A 17,008-nucleotide genomic window follows, 5' to 3' on the forward strand; every position below is an offset into this window, starting at 1 on the left:
CGCACAGCGCCCACCCGGTCGTTGAGCGAGCGCAGCGAGTCGAAACGCAGAGCGCAGCGAGTCGAAACGCAGAGCGCAGCGAGTCGAAACGCAGAGGTCAGCCCGCGCGCAGTACACCGTCGTGGAGTTCCAGCACACGGTCGGCGCGCGCGAGCACCGACGGGTCGTGGGTGGAAAGGAGCACGGCGAGGCCGTCGTCGTGGGCGATCGAGGAGATGAGGTCGATCATCTGCACGGCCGTGTGGGAGTCGAGCTGTCCGGTCGGTTCGTCGGCGAGCAGGATGCGCGGCGAGCCGGCGAGGGCCCGGGCGATGCCCACGCGCTGCTGCTGACCGCCCGACAGCTCTCCGGGGCGCTGCTTCGCGTGCGCCGCGAGCCCCACCCGTTCCAGCAGGTGCGACACGCGCGCGGCGCGCTCACCGGCATCCGTCCCTCGGATGCGCAGCGGGAGTTCCACGTTCTCCTCCGCGGTCAGCGCGCTGATGAGGCCGAACGACTGGAAGACGTAGCCGAGGTCGTCGCGCCGCACGCGGTCGACCTGCGCCTCGGATGCCGTCGTCATCTCGACCTCGCCGATGCGGACCGTGCCGGTCGTGACGGGCTGGATGCCGCCGAGCACGTGCAGCAGCGTCGTCTTGCCCGCCCCCGACGGCCCCACCAGCACGACGAACTCGCCGGGCGAGAGGGTGAGAGACGCGTCGGCGAGCGCCGCGACCTCACCGGCGGGCGTGCGGTGCACGACCGAGAGGCCGCGCGCGTCGAGCAGGGTCTCAGTCATCGGAATCGTCCTTCCGTTCGCGCAGACTCCGCCTCGTGGGCGGGGCGGCATCCCCAGATGCCCGGACCGCGGCCTCCGATTCCGGTCCCTCGACACCGGATCCTGGAACCGCGATAGCCGCGTCCGGTCGCGGCACCGCCGCCGTGCCGGACCACACGCCGACGTGGTCGGGGTTGAGTTCGAGGCGCACGCGGTCGCGAAGGTCGAGCTGGGTCATGTAGTCGGTGGGCAGCTGCATCCGGCCGACCTTGTCGAGCACCACGAACTCCTGGGCGACGACGTGCTCGCGGCCCTCGTCGTCGGTGTGGGTGGAGCGCAGCACCTCGGTCGCGGTGCGTCCGTCGCGGATCTGCACCGTGCGTCGCACGTGCTCCGAGACGGCGGGGTCGTGGGTCACGATGAGTGCCGTCGTGCCGAGCTCGCGGTTGACCGTCTCGAAGGTGGCGAGGACGTCCGCCGTCGCGTGCTCGTCCAGATCGCCCGTCGGCTCGTCGGCCAGCAGCACGCGCGGGTCGTTCGCGAGCGCGACGGCGATGGCCACCCGCTGCTGCTGACCGCCCGAGAGCTCCGCAGGACGCCGCGCCGCGACGTCGGCGACGCCCGTGAGCTCCAGGAGCTCGCGCGCGCGGGCGGAGCGGGAGCGGTCGCCGCCGATCGCCCGGGCCAGGTGCACGTTCTCCTCCGCCGACAGGTACGGCAGGAGGTTGCGGGCGGTCTGCTGCCAGACGAATCCGACCACTTCGCGTCGGTAGTCCACGCGCTGTCGCGCGGTGAGCGCCGTGAGGTCGCGGCCCGCGACGGTGGCCTTGCCCGCGGTGGGGGCATCCAGCGCGGAGAGGATCGACAGGAGGGTCGACTTCCCGGAGCCGGAGGCGCCGACGAGCGCCACGAGGCCGCCGCGTTCGACGACGAGGTCGAGGCCCTGGAGCGCCTGCACCTCGATGTCTGCGACCGCGAAGATGCGCACGAGACCTTCGCAGACGATGTCGGGATCGTTCATCAATCCTCCTCCGTTCGGAGCACGGTCGCCATCGAGACGGTCCGCGCGCTGAGCACGCCCGCCACGACGGCGAGCGCCAGCGCGACGACCACGACGGCGATGAGGGCCCCGCTGAGGGCGGGGTCGACGGTGAGCGACGGTTGGGCACCGCCGCCGGTGAAAGGACGCAGGTCGATGGATGCCACGACCAGCAGCGGCAGGGCGGCCCCCAGCAGCACCCCGCCGACGAGGGCCGTGATGCCGAGCGGGGCGAACTCCCAGGCGACGATGCCGCGGGCTCGCGCCCGATCGAGCCCCATCGTCCGCAGGAGCGCGATCACGCGGGAGCGGGCGTCGCGCGACACCCCGGCCACCAGCAGCAGCGCGATCACCGACAGGAGCGCGGCGATCCCGAGCGCCCCGAACAGCACGAACCTCAGGGCCGTCACCGCCGGCGACGCCTGGATCTCCGCCGTCGAGTCGGCCAGCACCCGTGTCGTGTGGGTCTGCCCGACGGCATCCTGGATGGCGGGCAGCACGTCGCGGGGGTCGATGCCGTCTTCCAGGTCGACGAGCACGGTGCGCGGGTAGAAGCCGAGCCCCGTGAGCGCCGTGTAGTCGGCGGCGTCGAGCACGACGAACTCGGTCGTGTCGGTGGCACCGAGGAGCGCGGGGATCGTCCCCACCACGCGCGCCGGACGATCGAGCAGTGTCACGTCACCCGACCCCACCTCGGCGGCGACGCTGGTGGAGGCGACGATCTCGAGCGGGTCCGCGCCGGAGTTCACGCCACCGGGAAACGCGCCGACGTATCCGCGCTGCGCCTCGGCGGCGCGATCCGTCTCGGTGACGAACGCGAGCACGCTGTCCGTGGCCTGGCCCGCGCCGGACCCCGACTCCCCCGCGATCGTGAGGAAGTCACCGCGCAGGATGCCGACGGCATCCGCGACGCCGTCCACCGCGCGCAGACGCTCCACCGTGCCCTCGTCGAAGTACGGCCCGGCCAGGCGCACGTCCGCGCCCACGTCGCGCTGCGCCGCGACGACGGCGCCCCGGTCGACCGTCGCCAGCACGACGGAGGAGAACACGGCGATCGCGACGGCGACGACCATCGCGAGCACGGCGGTGGTGCCGGCGGACGGGTCGCGGAGGTTGCGGGCCGCCCCGACGAGACCGACCACGCCGCGGCGGCGGCGCGAGGCCGCCAGTGCCGCCGCCAGCGGCACCGGGTGCAGCCGCACGACGAGCAGCGCGAGTGCGACCGTCGCCAGGAGCGGCGCGATGATGACGAGCGGGTCGATCGTGGTCGTGTCGGTGCCGATGCCGCGGAGCACGAGCTGCACGACCGCCGCCACCGCCACGAGCACGACGATCAGCTCGCCCACCCGCACCCAGCGACCGCGCGAGGGGGCGTCGAGATCGGCGCGCGCTCGTGTGAGGAGCGCGCGCCGGAGCGTCGCGGCGAGCGCGGCCGCGGGGGCGAATCCCACGAGCACGGCGCACACGGTCGGCATCCACCCGGCGTCGTTCGCCGTCAGCAGCACGCCGGCGAGGGCACCGGCGACCGCCGCCGGCGCGCCGAGCAGCAGGCCCTCGCCGAACAGGAGGCGTCGCAGCCGCGCGAGCGGCGCACCGCGCGCCGAGAGGAGCGCGAGATCGCTGCGCCGCCGCCGCACGATGAGCGCGGACGCGAGCACGATGAGCGCGACGCTGACGGCGAGCGGCCCCACGGCGGCGACCGCGAGGATCGCGCTCGCGGAGTTGGCGCGCGAGAGCCCCGTGGACAGCACCGAGACGAGGTCGCTCGACAGGCGCGTGCGCAGCTGGCCCGACGGGTCGAGTGCGACCGACGCCGTCGTGGCACCGCGCACCGCCGACAGCAGCGCGGTCGGGTCGGCATCGCGCGCGCCCGCACCGTCGACCGGGTACCACAGGCTGAGCTGCGTGCGCCCGAGCTCGCCCGACTGGGTGAGGGCGGCCCAGGTCTCCGGCGCCACCCACCCGGCGCTCGTCGCGGTGGGTCGCCGGTTGCCGTCGTCGTAGACGGATGCCGTCAGCGCCGTGATGAGGTGCAGCCACCGGTCGGCGTCGGGATCGACCGCCTCGCCGATGCCCGCGAGCACGAACGGGGTGCGCTCCTCCCCTACCGTCCAGGCCATCGTCTCGGCCGCGGACACGGTGAGGAGGATCGGGATCGGCCCGTCACCGCTCCAGGCTTCCGGCCATGCGCCGTCGACGACGCGCACGTGCGTGGCGGCGGCAGGTTCGGAGATCACCTGCACGAACGGCAGCGGAACGTCGGCCGGGATGCCGGTCGGATCGGCGGCGGCTCCCGCCGAGAGGTGCTCGGCGAACTCCGCAGGCGCGGTCAGGTCGCGAAGGACGGGGTCGAAGTCTTCGCGGGCCGCCGCGAGCTGCCCGGCGAGAGCGCCGAACATCTCGGGCGCCCCGGCATCCCAGCCGTCCGTCAGCGCGGCGTCCGGTGCGGGCGCGAAGACGGGGACGTTGATCGACGAGCCGGTGAGGTCGCGCGAGGTCGCCGCGACGCCGGAGATCTGATGCGCCACCTCCGCGCGCACCACGCCGACGAGGGCGCGCGGGGCGGCGGCGATGACGAACGCGGCGAGCGCCGTGAGGGCGACGATGACGATCGCCGCGCTGCGCGGCGTGGCGAAGCGGCGCCGGGTGAGGGCGAACAGCCCCGGAGAGCGGGCCGTCATTCGTCCTCCCGGAGTGCGGCGGCCAGACCTCGCGGTGCGCGCACCGTCGCGACTACCAGCACACACGCCGCCAGCATCGCCGCGATCGCGACCCCCAGGGGCAGCAGGGGCCAGACCAGCGGGACGGGATACGCGTCGGGCACGGTGCCGTACGCGGCACGGACGAGGGCCGGGACGACGAGCATCGCGGTGAGGATGCCGGCTGCGACGCCGCCCAGCGCACCGAACGCGAGCGCGACAAGGTCTTCCGCCGTGCGCACGCGAGCCGCGCGGCGGCGACCGAGGCCGAGGACGGCGAGGAGGGCGAGCTCCCGCGCGTCGGCGCGCGTGCGGGAGCGGCGCAGCATCAGCACGACGAGCGCGAGGGCGAGCGCACCGACTGCCGCCACCACGAAGCCGGCGGCGGTCGCCGCCGCGGCACGCCCCTGCCGGGGATCGGCGGCGAGCACCGTCGTGCCGGTGAACTGCTCGGCGAGGGCGGCGACCACGGCATCCGGATCGTCCGCCTCGACCCACACCTGGTTGGGCACGACCGGGACGGGGGAAAGCAGCGTCAGCGTGCCGATGTCGGCGAGGAGCCCCTGCCCCGACGGCGTGCCGGGGAGCACCGGCACGATGTCGACGACCTCCACCTGCGCCTCGAAGTCGGGACCGTCGAACTCGAGGGCGATCGTGTCGCCGACGTCGAGGCTGAGGTCGGCGGCGAGGGCCGCCGTGAGCACGACAGGTGCGGTCGCGGGGGCACCGGGGGCCACGACCCGGGTGACGAGACTGTCGCCCGTGTCGTCGAACGCGGGGATGAACCGCAGCGAGCCGCCGACGTCCGAGCCGCCGATCTCGGCGGTGCCTGCGGTGCCGGGCGCGAGGACGAGCGTCGACACGTCGACGGGCTCACCCCCGCTCACCACATCGGAGAGGATCACGTCGCCCTCGCCGGCCCACGACGCCGACCACACGCTCACCGCCAGGAGCGACCACTCGTCGCCGCCGGGAAGGGCGATCCGCTCCCGCACGTCGGGGTCGACGACCGGCGGCACGAACTCGCTGCCGTCCTCGCCGCCCGAACCCGGGTCGCCGTTCACGAACGACGTGGTCCACAGCTCACCGCGCGCCGATACGAAGGAGAGCTGCACGTTCGCCAGCAGCGGGTCGGGCTGGAACAGCTCTCCGTCGAAATCGATCGGCGGCGGCAGCGGTGCCCGCACCCGGAGCTCCAGCGTGTCCCCCGCCAGCGGGATGCCGGCAGCGGGCAGCCGAATGGCCTCGCCGAGCTCGGCGGGGGCGATCGTCCCCCCGGCGTCGAGCATCACCGTGCCGAGGCGGCCGCCGTCGATGGCGATGACGGGAAGACGCGACCCGGGGCCGAGCGCGGTGAACCCCCGCGCCGCCGCCGTCGACGCGGCTCCGGCGTCGGCGGCCGCTCGCGCGACGTCGGCGGCGTCCACGGTGTCGGGGATGGTGGTCACGCGCACGTCGGCGCCCACCCGCAGCGCCTCCGGTGCGTCGCCGAGGGCCGAGGTCGTGCCCTGATAAGCGCCCGCGACCGTCGCGATGCCGACGGCGAACGCGACGACCGTGAGCGGGAGGGCGTGGCGGCCGGGGCGACGCGACGCGAGCCGCAGCGGGGTGATCGGCTGCACGCCGCGGGTCGCGCCGAGCGTCGCGGCGACCGCTCGCGCGGCGGGCGTCGCCACGAGCACCGCGACGACGGCGGCGAGCGCGAGAATGAGGGCGGGCGCGATCGCCACGAGGGGGTCGAGCACGGCCGTGCCGTCGCCGCGCGTCACGACGGGCGTGCCCGACTGGGCGAACTGCCACGCGGCGAGACCGGTGACGACCGCGAGCACCACGGCGGCGGCGCCGACCGCGACGAGCTGTGCGCGACCGGGTCGACGGTCGGCGGTGCGGGCGGTGATGACGACCGCCGTCAGCGTCGCCGCCGCGGTCACACCGACCGCGGCGACGACAGCGAAGAGGATGCCGGGCGAGGGCCATCCGCCCGCGGCGGCCACGGCGAGGGCGAGGGCGGCACCCGTGACGGCCCCGAGGAGCGACACCACCGCCGTCTCGGTGCCCGACAGGGCGGCGAGGCTCCGCGCCCGCGCGCCCCGGGCCCGCAGCAACAGCGACTCGCCCGCCCGCGCACGCACCGGCTCCCACGCCACCGCGCCCACGACCACGACGGTGATCAGTCCGAGGAAGCCGACAGCGACCGCCGTCGGACCGCGCCGCGCCTGGATGCCGTCGCTGATGGCCCCCAGCGTCGTCTCCAGGCTCCCGGCGACCTGCACGCGGGCGCCGACGATCTCGCGCGCGTCGGCGGGGAGGTCGCGCAGCGCCTCGTCCAGCGCGCCGACGTCGTCGCCCGTGAACCGGGCGGCATCAGGTGTGATCGTCACGGCATCCGCCGTCACGGCGATCGTCACCGGCGGGGCGCCGTGAGCGGCGAGGGTCGTCTCGACCGCGTCGCGGAGGGCGTCGGTCGAGCCGTCGGCGACGGTCACGACCGCCTGCCCGCGGCTGTCGGTCGCGGCGGCGAGGGCCGCGCGGACGTCCTCCGCCTCGACGGCACGCAACGCGACCGCCATTCCGACGACGAGTCCCGCCGCCACGACGCAGACCGCCAAGAGCGTCACGAGAGCGGGCAGCGCGGCGCGCGCGCGGGCGACCGCGAAGCGAGCGCCCCCGATCACCCCGCGCTCCTCTGCCTCACATCTGCACCCTAACCGACCGCGTCGGCCACGCCCGGGCGCGGAGCGCGCAGGAGAACACGCCGGACGGGGACGTCCCGCTCGGGACCCGGCCTCCGTTGCTCGCCGTCAGACGGCGGTGCGACGCCCTCGGCGCAGCAGCGCGATGCCCACCGCCAGGGCGAAGAGACCGCCGATCACCGACAGTGCGGATGCCGTGGCATCCCCGCCGGTCACGGCCAGTTCGGCGCCCGTCACGGTGAGCTCCGTCCACGCGAGGATCGCGCCGTCGGCATCCGTCACGACGAGGCGGTGCTCGCCTGCCGGAACGGTGGCCGGGATGCGCACCGTGATGCCACCGTCGGAGGCCACGACCGCCGCACCGAGGGAGGTCGGCTCCGAGAACAGCCACACATTCACGGTCGTGCCGGCGAGCGCGGGGTCCAGCTCCACCCGGATGCTGCCGCCCGCGCGCACCTCGGAGGGCGCGTCGATCACGCCGCGGTTCTCGTCCGTCAGGTCGCCCTCGTCGGGTGCGTCAGGCGTCCCGGGGAGCGTGCTCGTCGGCTCGGGCGTCGGCTCGGGCGTCGACGTCGCGGTGGGCTCCGGCGTCGGCGTGGCGGTGGGCGTCGGCTCCGGTGTCGGCGAGACGGTCGGCGTCGGCTCCGGTGTCGGGGTCGGCTCCGGCGTTCCCGTCGTGCAGTCGAGAGTGCCGGCGCGCAGCGAGAACCCGTCGGTGTCGGCATCGTCCGCGTAGAACGTCTGGGCGTGGCCGTCGACACACGTCGAGGCGATCGCGAATCCCTCGTTCGCGACGTTGGTCATCCCGGCCGGACGCGCGTACACGTGCGTCGGCGCGAACACGCCGGTGCCGTCGACCTCGTACGTCGCGGTGCGGCCGTCGCACGCCTCGTCGCACACGACCCAGAGGAGCCCTCGGTCGTACTGCACGTCGGCGACGAGGGCGAACGACGTCGCGATCGTCGCGACGCGGTCGAACGACCCGTCGGAGGCGAGCGCGTACGCGTACACCGACGCGGTCCCCTCGACGCCGACGAAGAACAGGCCATCGCCGTGACCGGGGTAGTCGGCCGGGTCGTAGGCCGCGCCGGTGCGCTCATCGCGGAAACCGTCGGCGACCAGGTCGGCGTCGGGTACCCAGGTGATCCCCTCCAGACCGGCGTTCGCGCCGAGCCCGGGGAAATCGGATGCCAGGTTCCACTCGGCGGATGCCACGAGCTCCGAGCCGGCCGAGGTCGCCGCGCCGTCGAAGCGGAGCACAGCGGGCCTGCTCACGGAGCTCTGGGCGTTGTTGCGCTCACTGGAGACATAGACGCTGCCGCCCTGCACCGTGACGCCTTCGGCATCCACCGTGCCGCTGCCGTCCGGGTACCGGAGCGTACGCCCCGCGGTCCATCCCGCCGCCGGCACCCAGTCCTCGCCGGAGGGCACGAGTCGATAGAGCAGCCCGTTGCCGTTCTCGACGGCCCAGAGCTCGGCGCCGTTCGCGCCGGTCGCGTAGTCGAGTCCACTGAGGTCGCCGCCGAATGCGCTCTCGTCGTCGAGCACGCGCACCTGCGCACCGCCGGGCCAGGTCTCCACGACGACCTCGCCGGCGCAGCGGTTCGCCGTCCCCTTCGTGGGCAGCGCCGTCTCGCCGAACGATCCGGTCGCGTCGGTGCAGCGGCCCCACGACGTCGCGGCGTGGGCCGTCCACGAAGCGGTGTCGAGCACCGTCGTCCCGTCGGCGTCGAAGAGGGTCACGGCATCCGCGCTCCCGAGCCCGAAGCCGAACGCGGCCTCCTCCAGTACGAGATACCCCTTCGGGGCGATCTCGGTGCCCGCCGGAACCGCGTAGCGGTGGCCGGCCGTGTCCGAGTCGGTCACGACGACACCGCTCACATCGATCGACGCGTCGGCGAGGTTCACGAGCTCGATCCAGTCTCCGGGCGTCCCGCCGCTGGATTCGACCTCGTTGATCTTCACCGGCAGCGCACAGTTGTTGGGCGCACCCTTGGTCGTGACGGTGGTCTCGCGCATCTCGCCCGTGCCGTCGGGGCACCGGCCGAAGCTGGTCGCTGCGTGCGCCGACCACCCGTACGAGGCGACCAGGCTCACTCCGTCGGGAGCGAACAGGCGCACCATGTCGGCGCCGCCGAGACCGAAGTCGAACCCGGGCGAGTGCGCCGTCAGCTGGTCGATCAGCAGGATGCCGTGCGCCGGCGCGACCGACCCGCTCGGCAGCACGTACGCCTTCGTGTCGTCGTTGTCGCGCAGCACGTAGCCGCTGAGGTCGACATCGACGTCGCCGAGGTTGTACAGCTCGAGCCAGTCGGTGTCGTCGCCGTTGGACTCGACCTCGTTGACGACGATCACGTCGGCGGCGGGACCGTCGGACGGCGTCGCGGTGGGCGTCGGCGCGGGCGTGCAGTCATTCGCGGCGCCCGGCGTGCCGACCGCCGTGAGGCCGAACGCCCCGGTGGCGTCGGGACAGCGCCCGTAGGTGGTCGCGGCATGCTGCGTCCAGGCGTACTCGTCCACGAGGGTGACGCCGTCGGCGAGATAGAGGCGCGCGGCATCCTCTCGTCCGAGACCGAAGGTCATCGCGGGCTGATCGAACCGGTAGAACTCCCCCGCCGCCAGGACCGTCCCGGCCGGGATCGCGTCGGTGCGCGTGTCGTCGTTGTCCTTCACGACCCAGCCGGAGATGTCGACCGACGCGGACGAGGCGTTGACGAGCTCGATCCAGTCGGTGGTGTCGCCGTCCGACTCGATCTCGTTGAGCACGACACCGGGCTCGTCCGCCGCGACGGCGGGCAGCGCGGCCAACGGGGCGACGAGCAGGCCGAGACCGAGGGCGACGACGAGGGCACCGGCGAGCGGGGAACCGTGTCGGGTTCGGGAACGAGCGTGCGGGACGGTGGAAGGCATGTCTCTCCAGGGTCGGGAGGCGGTGGAGGGCGGCGATGCGGGTCGCCGAAGCGATCGTCCCGACCCTCGGCGAACGGCGGGAGAACGGCCGACGAACGGCGGGCGACGGAGGGCGGTCGTCCCGGAGACGGACGTCGGAGAGGGGGGCGAGACGGCCTTCCGGGGGGCCGGAGAAATCCCCCGGCGCAGCCTCTTCCCTTCCTGAGAATGACCGGGAATAATAGTGGTATGACCACAGGGCGTCCCGTCGGCTACAGCGCAATCTCCAGCTACTCCCGCGTCGAGCTGCTGCACCTCATCCAGGAGCGACCGCAGCGCACGATCACCGAGCTCGTGGATGCCACGAGCCTCCACCCCAATACGGTGCGCGAGCATCTGCAGCGCCTCATCGACGACGGCTATGTCGTGGCCCTCCCCGAGCTGCGCACCACGCGTGGCCGGCCGCGCGTGCTCTACAGCGTCGCCGACGGCCTCCGCGCGTCGAGCCCCGTGCAGCGCCGGAAGGTGAAGGCCGCCGCCGAGCGGGGCGACCTCATGCGTCGGGTGCTCCCCGGCGCCCCTCCCGAACTCGACACCGAAGCGCTCCACCAGGTCGACGCGCTGATCGACGATCTGATCGACGCCGGATTCGATCCCCTCGTCGACGAGACGGAGCTCACCGTCGACCTCACGCCGTGTGCGCAGGCGGAAGCCCAGGCCGCGCACCGCGAGGTGCTGTGCAGCGTGCACCTCGGCCTCATGCAGAGCGTGCTGAGCGAGGCCGGCGGCCCGCTGTCGGTCGACGGCATGCGCTCTTCGTGCGACCCGCGCCAGTGCGTCGTGCAGCTCATCCACGCGGCCACCGGCGACTGATCGCCCGCCTGCCGTTATTCACGGCGCACACGCGATCGGCTCGCGCGTGACGTCTGTACCTTCAGTCAACAGGAAGACCCACGCTCGGGAGGGACTCGCATGGACTTTCTGGATCCGCTGCTGCTGGCTCGGTGGCAATTCGGGCTCACGACGCTGTACCACTTCATCTTCGTCCCCCTGACGCTGGGGATGTCGCTGTTCGTCGCGATCTTCCAGAGCATGTGGTTCCGCACGGCCGACGTGAAGTGGCTCCACCTCACGCGGTTCTTCGGGAAGATCTTCCTCATCAACTTCGCGATGGGCATCGTCACGGGCATCGTGCAGGAGTTCCAGTTCGGCATGAACTGGTCGTCCTACAGCCGCTTCGTCGGCGACGTGTTCGGCGCCCCCCTCGCCTTCGAGGGCCTCATGGCGTTCTTCTTCGAGGCGACCTTCATCGGGCTGTGGATCTTCGGCTGGAACCGCCTGCCCCGCGGCATCCACCTCGCCACGATCTGGATCACGGTGTTCGGCACGTGGCTGTCGGCGTACTTCATCCTCGCCGCCAACGCCTTCATGCAGAACCCCGTCGGCTACCGGATGTCGACCGAGGGGCACCGCGCGGAGATGGCCGACTTCGGCGCCGTCCTGACCAACCCCGTCGCCCTCACGCAGTTCCCGCACACGATCTTCTCGGCGATCATGTTCGCCGCCGGGGTCATGATCGCCGTCGCCGCGTGGCACCTCTCCCGCCGGCAGCACGACGAGATGATGCGCCCCGCCCTCAAGCTCGGCCTCTGGTCGATGATCATCGCCTTCGCCGGGGTCGCGCTCTCGGGCGATCAGCTGGGCCTGGTCATGGTCGAGACCCAGCCGATGAAGATGGCCGCCGCCGAAGCGATGTTCAACTCTGCGTGCGGCGCCGACGCCTCCTTCTCCCTGTTCTCGATCGGCACCCCCGACGGAACGAGCGAGATCTGGTCGCTGCGCGTGCCCTACCTGCTCGCCTTCCTCTCCACGCACGATTTCAACGGCTGCGTCGAGGGCATCAACGACCTCAACCTGCAGTACACGACCGAGCTCTTCCCGCAGTTCGCCGACCAGGTCGACGGCAACTTCGCGCCCATCCTGTGGGTCACCTACTGGTCGTTCCGCTGGATGATGGGCTTCGGCGGCCTCGCCGCCCTCATCGCCGTCGTCGGCCTCTGGGTCACGCGCAAGAACGCGAAGCGCCCCGTGGCGGGCTGGATGTGGAAGATCGCGATCTGGCAGGCGCCCCTCGCGCTGCTCGGCATCCTCGTCGGCTGGATCTTCACGGAGATGGGACGCCAGCCGTGGATCGTCTTCGGCCTGATGCTCACGGAGGACGGTGTCTCACCGAGCGTGCCCGGCTGGAGCGTGCTGATCTCGCTCGTGGCGTTCACACTCATCTACCTGATCCTCGCGGTGGTCGAGTTCGGCCTCATCTTCAAGACCGTGCAGACCGGACCCGATCCCCTTCCCGGACCCGACGATCCACAGCCCTCGGAGCTGTCGATCGACGAGACCCCCACGACGGTCTACTAGGAGTACGCCATGGATCTCGCCTACCTCTGGTTCTTCATCGTCGGAGTGCTCTTCGTCGGCTACTTCGTGCTCGACGGATTCGACTTCGGCGTGGGCATGTCCCTCCCCTTTCTCGGCAAGGACGAGGTGTCGCGCCGTCAGGTCATCAACACGATCGGCCCCGTGTGGGACCTCAACGAGACCTGGGTCATCGTCGCCGGCGCCTGCCTGTTCGCCGCGTTCCCCGAGTGGTACGCGACGCTCTTCAGCGGGTTCTACCTCGCTCTCCTGCTGATCCTGCTCGCCCTCATCGCGCGCGGAGTGTCGTTCGAGTACCGCCACCAGCGCGACGACCCGCGCTGGAAGCGTCGTTTCGACTGGATGATCACGATCGGATCGGCCGTGCCCGCGCTCCTGTGGGGCGTCGCGGTGGGCAACATCGTCCAGGGCGTGCCGATCGATGCCGACCACGAGTTCACCGGCTCGTTCCTCACGCTGCTGAACCCCTACGGCCTGTGGGTCGGCGTCACGACGCTCCTCCTCTTCTTCCTCCACGGCGTCTACTTCGTGGGGCTGAAGACCGACGGCCAGGTGCACCACGACGCGCAGGCGCTCGCCAAGAAGCTCTCGATCCCCACGGTGCTGTTCGCCGCCGGAACGGTCGTGTGGACCGTGCTGATCGCCGCGGGCCGTGAGGCTCCGCTCCTGTGGGCGGTCATCGCGTGCGGTGTCATCGCGGCCGTGTCGCTGCTGGCATCCGTCGCCTTCAACTGGGTCGACCGCGACGGCCGCGCCTTCGCCGCGGGCGCCGTGACGATCGTCTTCGCCGTCCTCACGCTGTGGCTGGCCCTGTTCCCGTTCGTCATGCCCTCCTCGACCGACGTCGCGAACAGCCTGACGATCTCCAACGCGTCCAGCACCCAGCTGACCCTGGAGATCATGAGCTGGGCGGCCCTCATCTTCCTGCCGATGGTGCTGCTGTACCAGGGCTGGACGTACTGGGTGTTCCGCAAGCGCGTGACGCGCGCCGTGATCGAGAAGGCCAACGCCGTCGCCCACTGACCGGCCGCCGCGCCCGGTGCCCTGGCCGGCGCCGGTGACCTGCCGCCGGGGCGCTGCGCGGAACCGAAGTAGGGTCGAAGAACCATGACCACCACTGCAGGCGAAGGTCGCGCGCGCACCCGGACGCGCCCGGTCGATCCGCGCCTGCTGCGGTATGCGTCGGCGTCGCGCGGGTTCTTCGTTGCGATCGCCGTGATCGGACTCGCGCAGACGGCCGTCATCGTCGCCTTCGCGTGGCTCCTCACGCAGGCCGTCACGGGGGCGATCGCCGGCGAGCCGCTCGACGGCGCGCTCGGGGAGACGCTGCTCCTGCTGGTGGGGGTGATCGTTCTGCGGGCGGTTCTGCTGTGGACGAGGGAGACCGTCGCCGCTCGCGCCGCCGCCCGCGTGCAGAGCCAGCTGCGCCGCCATCTCCTCTCCGCCGTCGGACTCCTGGGGCCAGGGTGGATCGCGTCGCAGAACAGCGCGCGGCTCGCGGTGACGGCGGGGCGCGGACTGGAGGCCCTCGACGCGTACTTCTCGCGCTACCTCCCTCAGCTCGTGCAGACCGCGATAGCGACCCCCGTACTGCTGGCGGTCATGTGGTGGCAAGACTGGATCTCGGGCCTCACCGTGCTCTTGACCCTCCCGCTCATCCCGCTGTTCATGGTGCTGATCGGCCTGGCGACGCGGTCGGTCCAGCAGCGACAGTGGCAGACGCTCGGACGGCTCGCCGCCCGCTTCTCCGACACGGTGCGGGGGCTGTCGACCCTGAAGGTGTTCGGACGGCATCACCGCGCCGTGGCATCGATCGGCACGGTCACCGACACCTACCGCAAAGAGACGATGCGGGTGCTGCGGGTCTCGTTCCTCTCCGGTTTCGCGCTGGAGCTCCTGGCCTCGATCGCCGTCGCCATCGTTGCGGTCTCGATCGGCTTCCGCCTGATGGACGGCCTGCTGACCCTCACCGTGGGCCTGTTCGTGCTGCTGCTCGCACCCGAGGCGTACCTGCCGCTGCGGCAGGTGGGCGTGCAGTTCCACGCCGCAGCGGAGGGTGTCGCAGCCACCGACGACGTCTTCGCCGTACTCGACGATCACCGCCGCGCGGTTGGCGGGCGCCCGGCAGCCGCCGATGACGGCGGGGATGCCGCGGGCGCTTCCTTGCGCGGCGTCCTGGTGATGCGCGAGGTGGCGGTGCGCGACCTCCCGCCGGTCTCGTTCGAGGCGCGCCCCGGCACGGTCACCCTCGTGGACGGGCCCAGCGGCTCCGGCAAGTCGAGCCTGCTCGCGGCGCTCCGCGCGGCCGCGCCCTACCGCGGTGACATCACGGTGGACGGGACGGATGCCGCGACGCTCGCATCCTCCACGTGGCTCGCGTGGGCGGGTCAGCAGCCGGGACTGGTGGCCGGCACGATCGCCGACAACGTGAGGCTCGGCGACGCCGGCGAGTCCGACAGCACCGGTACCGACGGCTCGGACGATCTCGTGGCCCGGGCTCTGCGCCTCGCGGGTGCCGACGACCTCGATCCGGACCGCCTCCTCGGCGTGCAGGGGTCGGGGCTGTCGGGCGGCCAGGCGCAGCGCGTCGCCGTCGCGCGGGCGATCCACCGTCATCTGCGCGGGCGGGCATCGGTCGTCGCCCTGGACGAGCCCAGCGCCGCCCTCGATGCCGAGACCGAAGCCCGCCTGTGGGCGTCGGTGCGCGAGATCGCCGATGGCGGCGCGACCGTCCTGCTCGTCTCGCACCGCCCGTCGGCCCGCGAGATCGCCGACGCCGTCGTCTCCCTCTCCCCCGCGGAGGCCGTCGCATGACCACCTCGCGGGAGATCCTGCGCTCGGCCATGCCGCCCGCCCGCCGATTCTGGCCCGGTGCCGCCGCCGGGTTCACCTCGGAGGCGTCGGCGGTGGCGCTGCTGGCCGTGAGTTCCTGGCTCATCGTGCGCGCCAGCGAGCAGCCGCTGCTCATGTACCTGTCGGCGGCCGTCGTCGGGGTGCGCCTCTTCGCCCTCACTCGCGCCGCGTTCCGCTACACGGAGCGCCTCGCGAGCCACGACGCGGCGCTGCGGCAATTGGCATCCACGCGCACCGACCTCGTTCGTCGCATCGTGCCGTTCGCTCCGGACGGTCTGGGCCGGACGGGTCGCGGTTCGGTGCTGGGGGCGCTCGTCGACGATGTCGACGAGCTGCAGAATCTGCCGCTGCGCGTCGTCCTCCCGCTCGTGTCGTCGACGGCGGTCGCGGTGGGCGCCGTGATTCTCGTGGCGGTCATCTGGTGGCCCGCCGCCCTCACGCTCCTGGCCTGCCTCGTGGCCGCGGGCGTTGCCGCGGTCTTCTGGGGGTGGGCGACGGGGTCGCGTGCCGAGCGGACGATCGCTCCGCTCCGTGCCGACCTCGCCGGCGCCGTCCTCGATCATCTCGGCAGCCTCGACGTGCTGGTCGCATACGGCGCGGAGGAGGAGAGCCGGGCACGCATCGCCGCCGCCGACGCGCGGTTGCGGCGAGTGGTCGTCCGTCGTGCGGGGGCGCAGGCGGGCACGACGGCGCTGGTGTCGCTCCTGGCCGGTGCCGCCTCGGTGCTCGCCGTCTGGATCGCCGCGCCGGCCGTGGCATCCGGAGCACTGCTCGGGCCGGAGTTCGCGGTCGCCGTCCTCGTCCCGATGGCGGTGTTCGAGGTCTTCACGGCGGTGCCGCTCGCCGCCGCCGCCTGGCGTCAGGTGCGCGCCTCCGCCGGCCGTATCGCCGACGCGCTGCCGGCGGAGGCACCCCCGGAGCTGCCGCGCGAGACCGCCGGCACCGGGATCGCACCTCCTCTCGCGTCCCCCGCGGGGTCGGGCCTGCGGCTGCGTGGGGTGTCCGCCTCCTGGCCGGATGCCGAGGGGTCCGCTCTGCACGATGTCGATCTCGATGTCGCCCCGGGCGAGCGGGTGCTCGTGGTCGGCTCGAGCGGCGCGGGGAAGACGACGCTCGCGCACGTCCTCGTCCGCTTCCTGGAGATCGACGGGTCGTACACGATCGGCGGTGCGGATGCGCGCGCCCTCTCCCCCGACGACGTCCGGCTGACGGTGGGTCTGTGCGAGCAGAGCCCCATGCTCTTCGACGAGGACATCCGGCAGAACCTCCTCTTCGCGCGCGACACCGCCCGCGACGACGATCTCCTGGGTGTGCTCGAGCGGGTCGGGCTCGGCGCGTGGGTGCGCGAACGCGGCGGACTCGACGCGAGGGTCGGCGAGCGCGGCGCCCTCGTCTCGGGCGGTCAGGCGCAGCGGATCGCCCTGGCGCGGGCCCTCCTGCGCGGGTTCGACGTACTCGTCCTCGACGAGCCGACGGCCGGTGTCGACCCCGCTGCGTCCGATGCTCTCCTGCGCGATCTGCTCCTCGCCGTCGGCGACGATCGCGCCGTCGTGCTGATCTCGCACGTCACGGTGCCGGAGGGTCTCGTCGACCGCACGGTGCGTCTCGACCGCGGCCGGATCGTCGGCTGACGCCGCTCGTC

10 protein-coding genes are annotated in these 17,008 nt (G+C 72.7%); 5 read left to right on the top strand and 5 right to left on the bottom strand.

Annotated features, from left to right (window positions below; translation table 11 throughout):
* Positions 1 to 97 precede the first annotated feature (97 nt).
* The 5 genes from P0Y48_08220 to P0Y48_08240 form a co-directional block, all read right to left on the bottom strand.
* Positions 98 to 778: an ABC transporter ATP-binding protein gene (locus P0Y48_08220; protein ID WEK12462.1), complete on the bottom strand. Its 681-nt coding sequence runs from the start codon at positions 776 to 778 to the stop codon at positions 98 to 100.
* Positions 771 to 1,778, bottom strand: a complete 1,008-nt coding sequence (locus P0Y48_08225) for an ABC transporter ATP-binding protein (GenBank protein ID WEK12463.1) — start codon at positions 1,776 to 1,778, stop codon at positions 771 to 773. The genes P0Y48_08220 and P0Y48_08225 overlap by 8 nt, the downstream gene beginning before the upstream one ends.
* Entirely contained in the window at positions 1,778 to 4,477 is a 2,700-nt protein-coding gene (locus tag P0Y48_08230) for an FtsX-like permease family protein (GenBank protein WEK12464.1), read from the bottom strand. The genes P0Y48_08225 and P0Y48_08230 overlap by 1 nt, the downstream gene beginning before the upstream one ends.
* Entirely contained in the window at positions 4,474 to 7,170 is a 2,697-nt protein-coding gene (locus tag P0Y48_08235) for a hypothetical protein (protein ID WEK12465.1), read from the bottom strand. The genes P0Y48_08230 and P0Y48_08235 overlap by 4 nt, the downstream gene beginning before the upstream one ends.
* A gap of 126 nt (positions 7,171 to 7,296) precedes the next feature.
* The gene (locus P0Y48_08240) at positions 7,297 to 10,098 is read right to left on the bottom strand and encodes a lamin tail domain-containing protein (protein ID WEK12466.1); all 2,802 of its coding nucleotides are present in this window, start codon (positions 10,096 to 10,098) and stop codon (positions 7,297 to 7,299) included.
* Positions 10,099 to 10,326: 228 nt separating this feature from the next.
* Here P0Y48_08240 and P0Y48_08245 point away from each other — a divergent pair, with 228 nt between their 5' ends.
* From P0Y48_08245 to cydC, 5 genes are all read left to right on the top strand, one after another.
* Positions 10,327 to 10,950 carry an ArsR family transcriptional regulator gene (locus tag P0Y48_08245; GenBank protein WEK12467.1) on the top strand — a complete coding sequence of 208 codons (624 nt, stop codon included), beginning with the start codon at positions 10,327 to 10,329 and terminating at the stop codon, positions 10,948 to 10,950.
* A gap of 99 nt (positions 10,951 to 11,049) precedes the next feature.
* Positions 11,050 to 12,495 carry a cytochrome ubiquinol oxidase subunit I gene (locus tag P0Y48_08250; GenBank protein ID WEK12468.1) on the top strand — a complete coding sequence of 482 codons (1,446 nt, stop codon included), beginning with the start codon at positions 11,050 to 11,052 and terminating at the stop codon, positions 12,493 to 12,495.
* Between the two features lie 9 nt (positions 12,496 to 12,504).
* The gene (cydB, locus tag P0Y48_08255) at positions 12,505 to 13,536 is read left to right on the top strand and encodes a cytochrome d ubiquinol oxidase subunit II (GenBank protein ID WEK12469.1); all 1,032 of its coding nucleotides are present in this window, start codon (positions 12,505 to 12,507) and stop codon (positions 13,534 to 13,536) included.
* A gap of 84 nt (positions 13,537 to 13,620) precedes the next feature.
* Positions 13,621 to 15,327, top strand: a complete 1,707-nt coding sequence (gene cydD / locus P0Y48_08260; protein WEK12470.1) for a thiol reductant ABC exporter subunit CydD — start codon at positions 13,621 to 13,623, stop codon at positions 15,325 to 15,327.
* Positions 15,324 to 16,997: a thiol reductant ABC exporter subunit CydC gene (gene cydC, locus P0Y48_08265; GenBank protein ID WEK12471.1), complete on the top strand. Its 1,674-nt coding sequence runs from the start codon at positions 15,324 to 15,326 to the stop codon at positions 16,995 to 16,997. The genes cydD and cydC overlap by 4 nt, the downstream gene beginning before the upstream one ends.
* Positions 16,998 to 17,008: the final 11 nt, after the last annotated feature.

It is taken from the genome of Candidatus Microbacterium phytovorans, assembly GCA_029202445.1.
GTDB classification, from domain to species: Bacteria; Actinomycetota; Actinomycetes; order Actinomycetales; family Microbacteriaceae; genus Microbacterium; species Microbacterium phytovorans.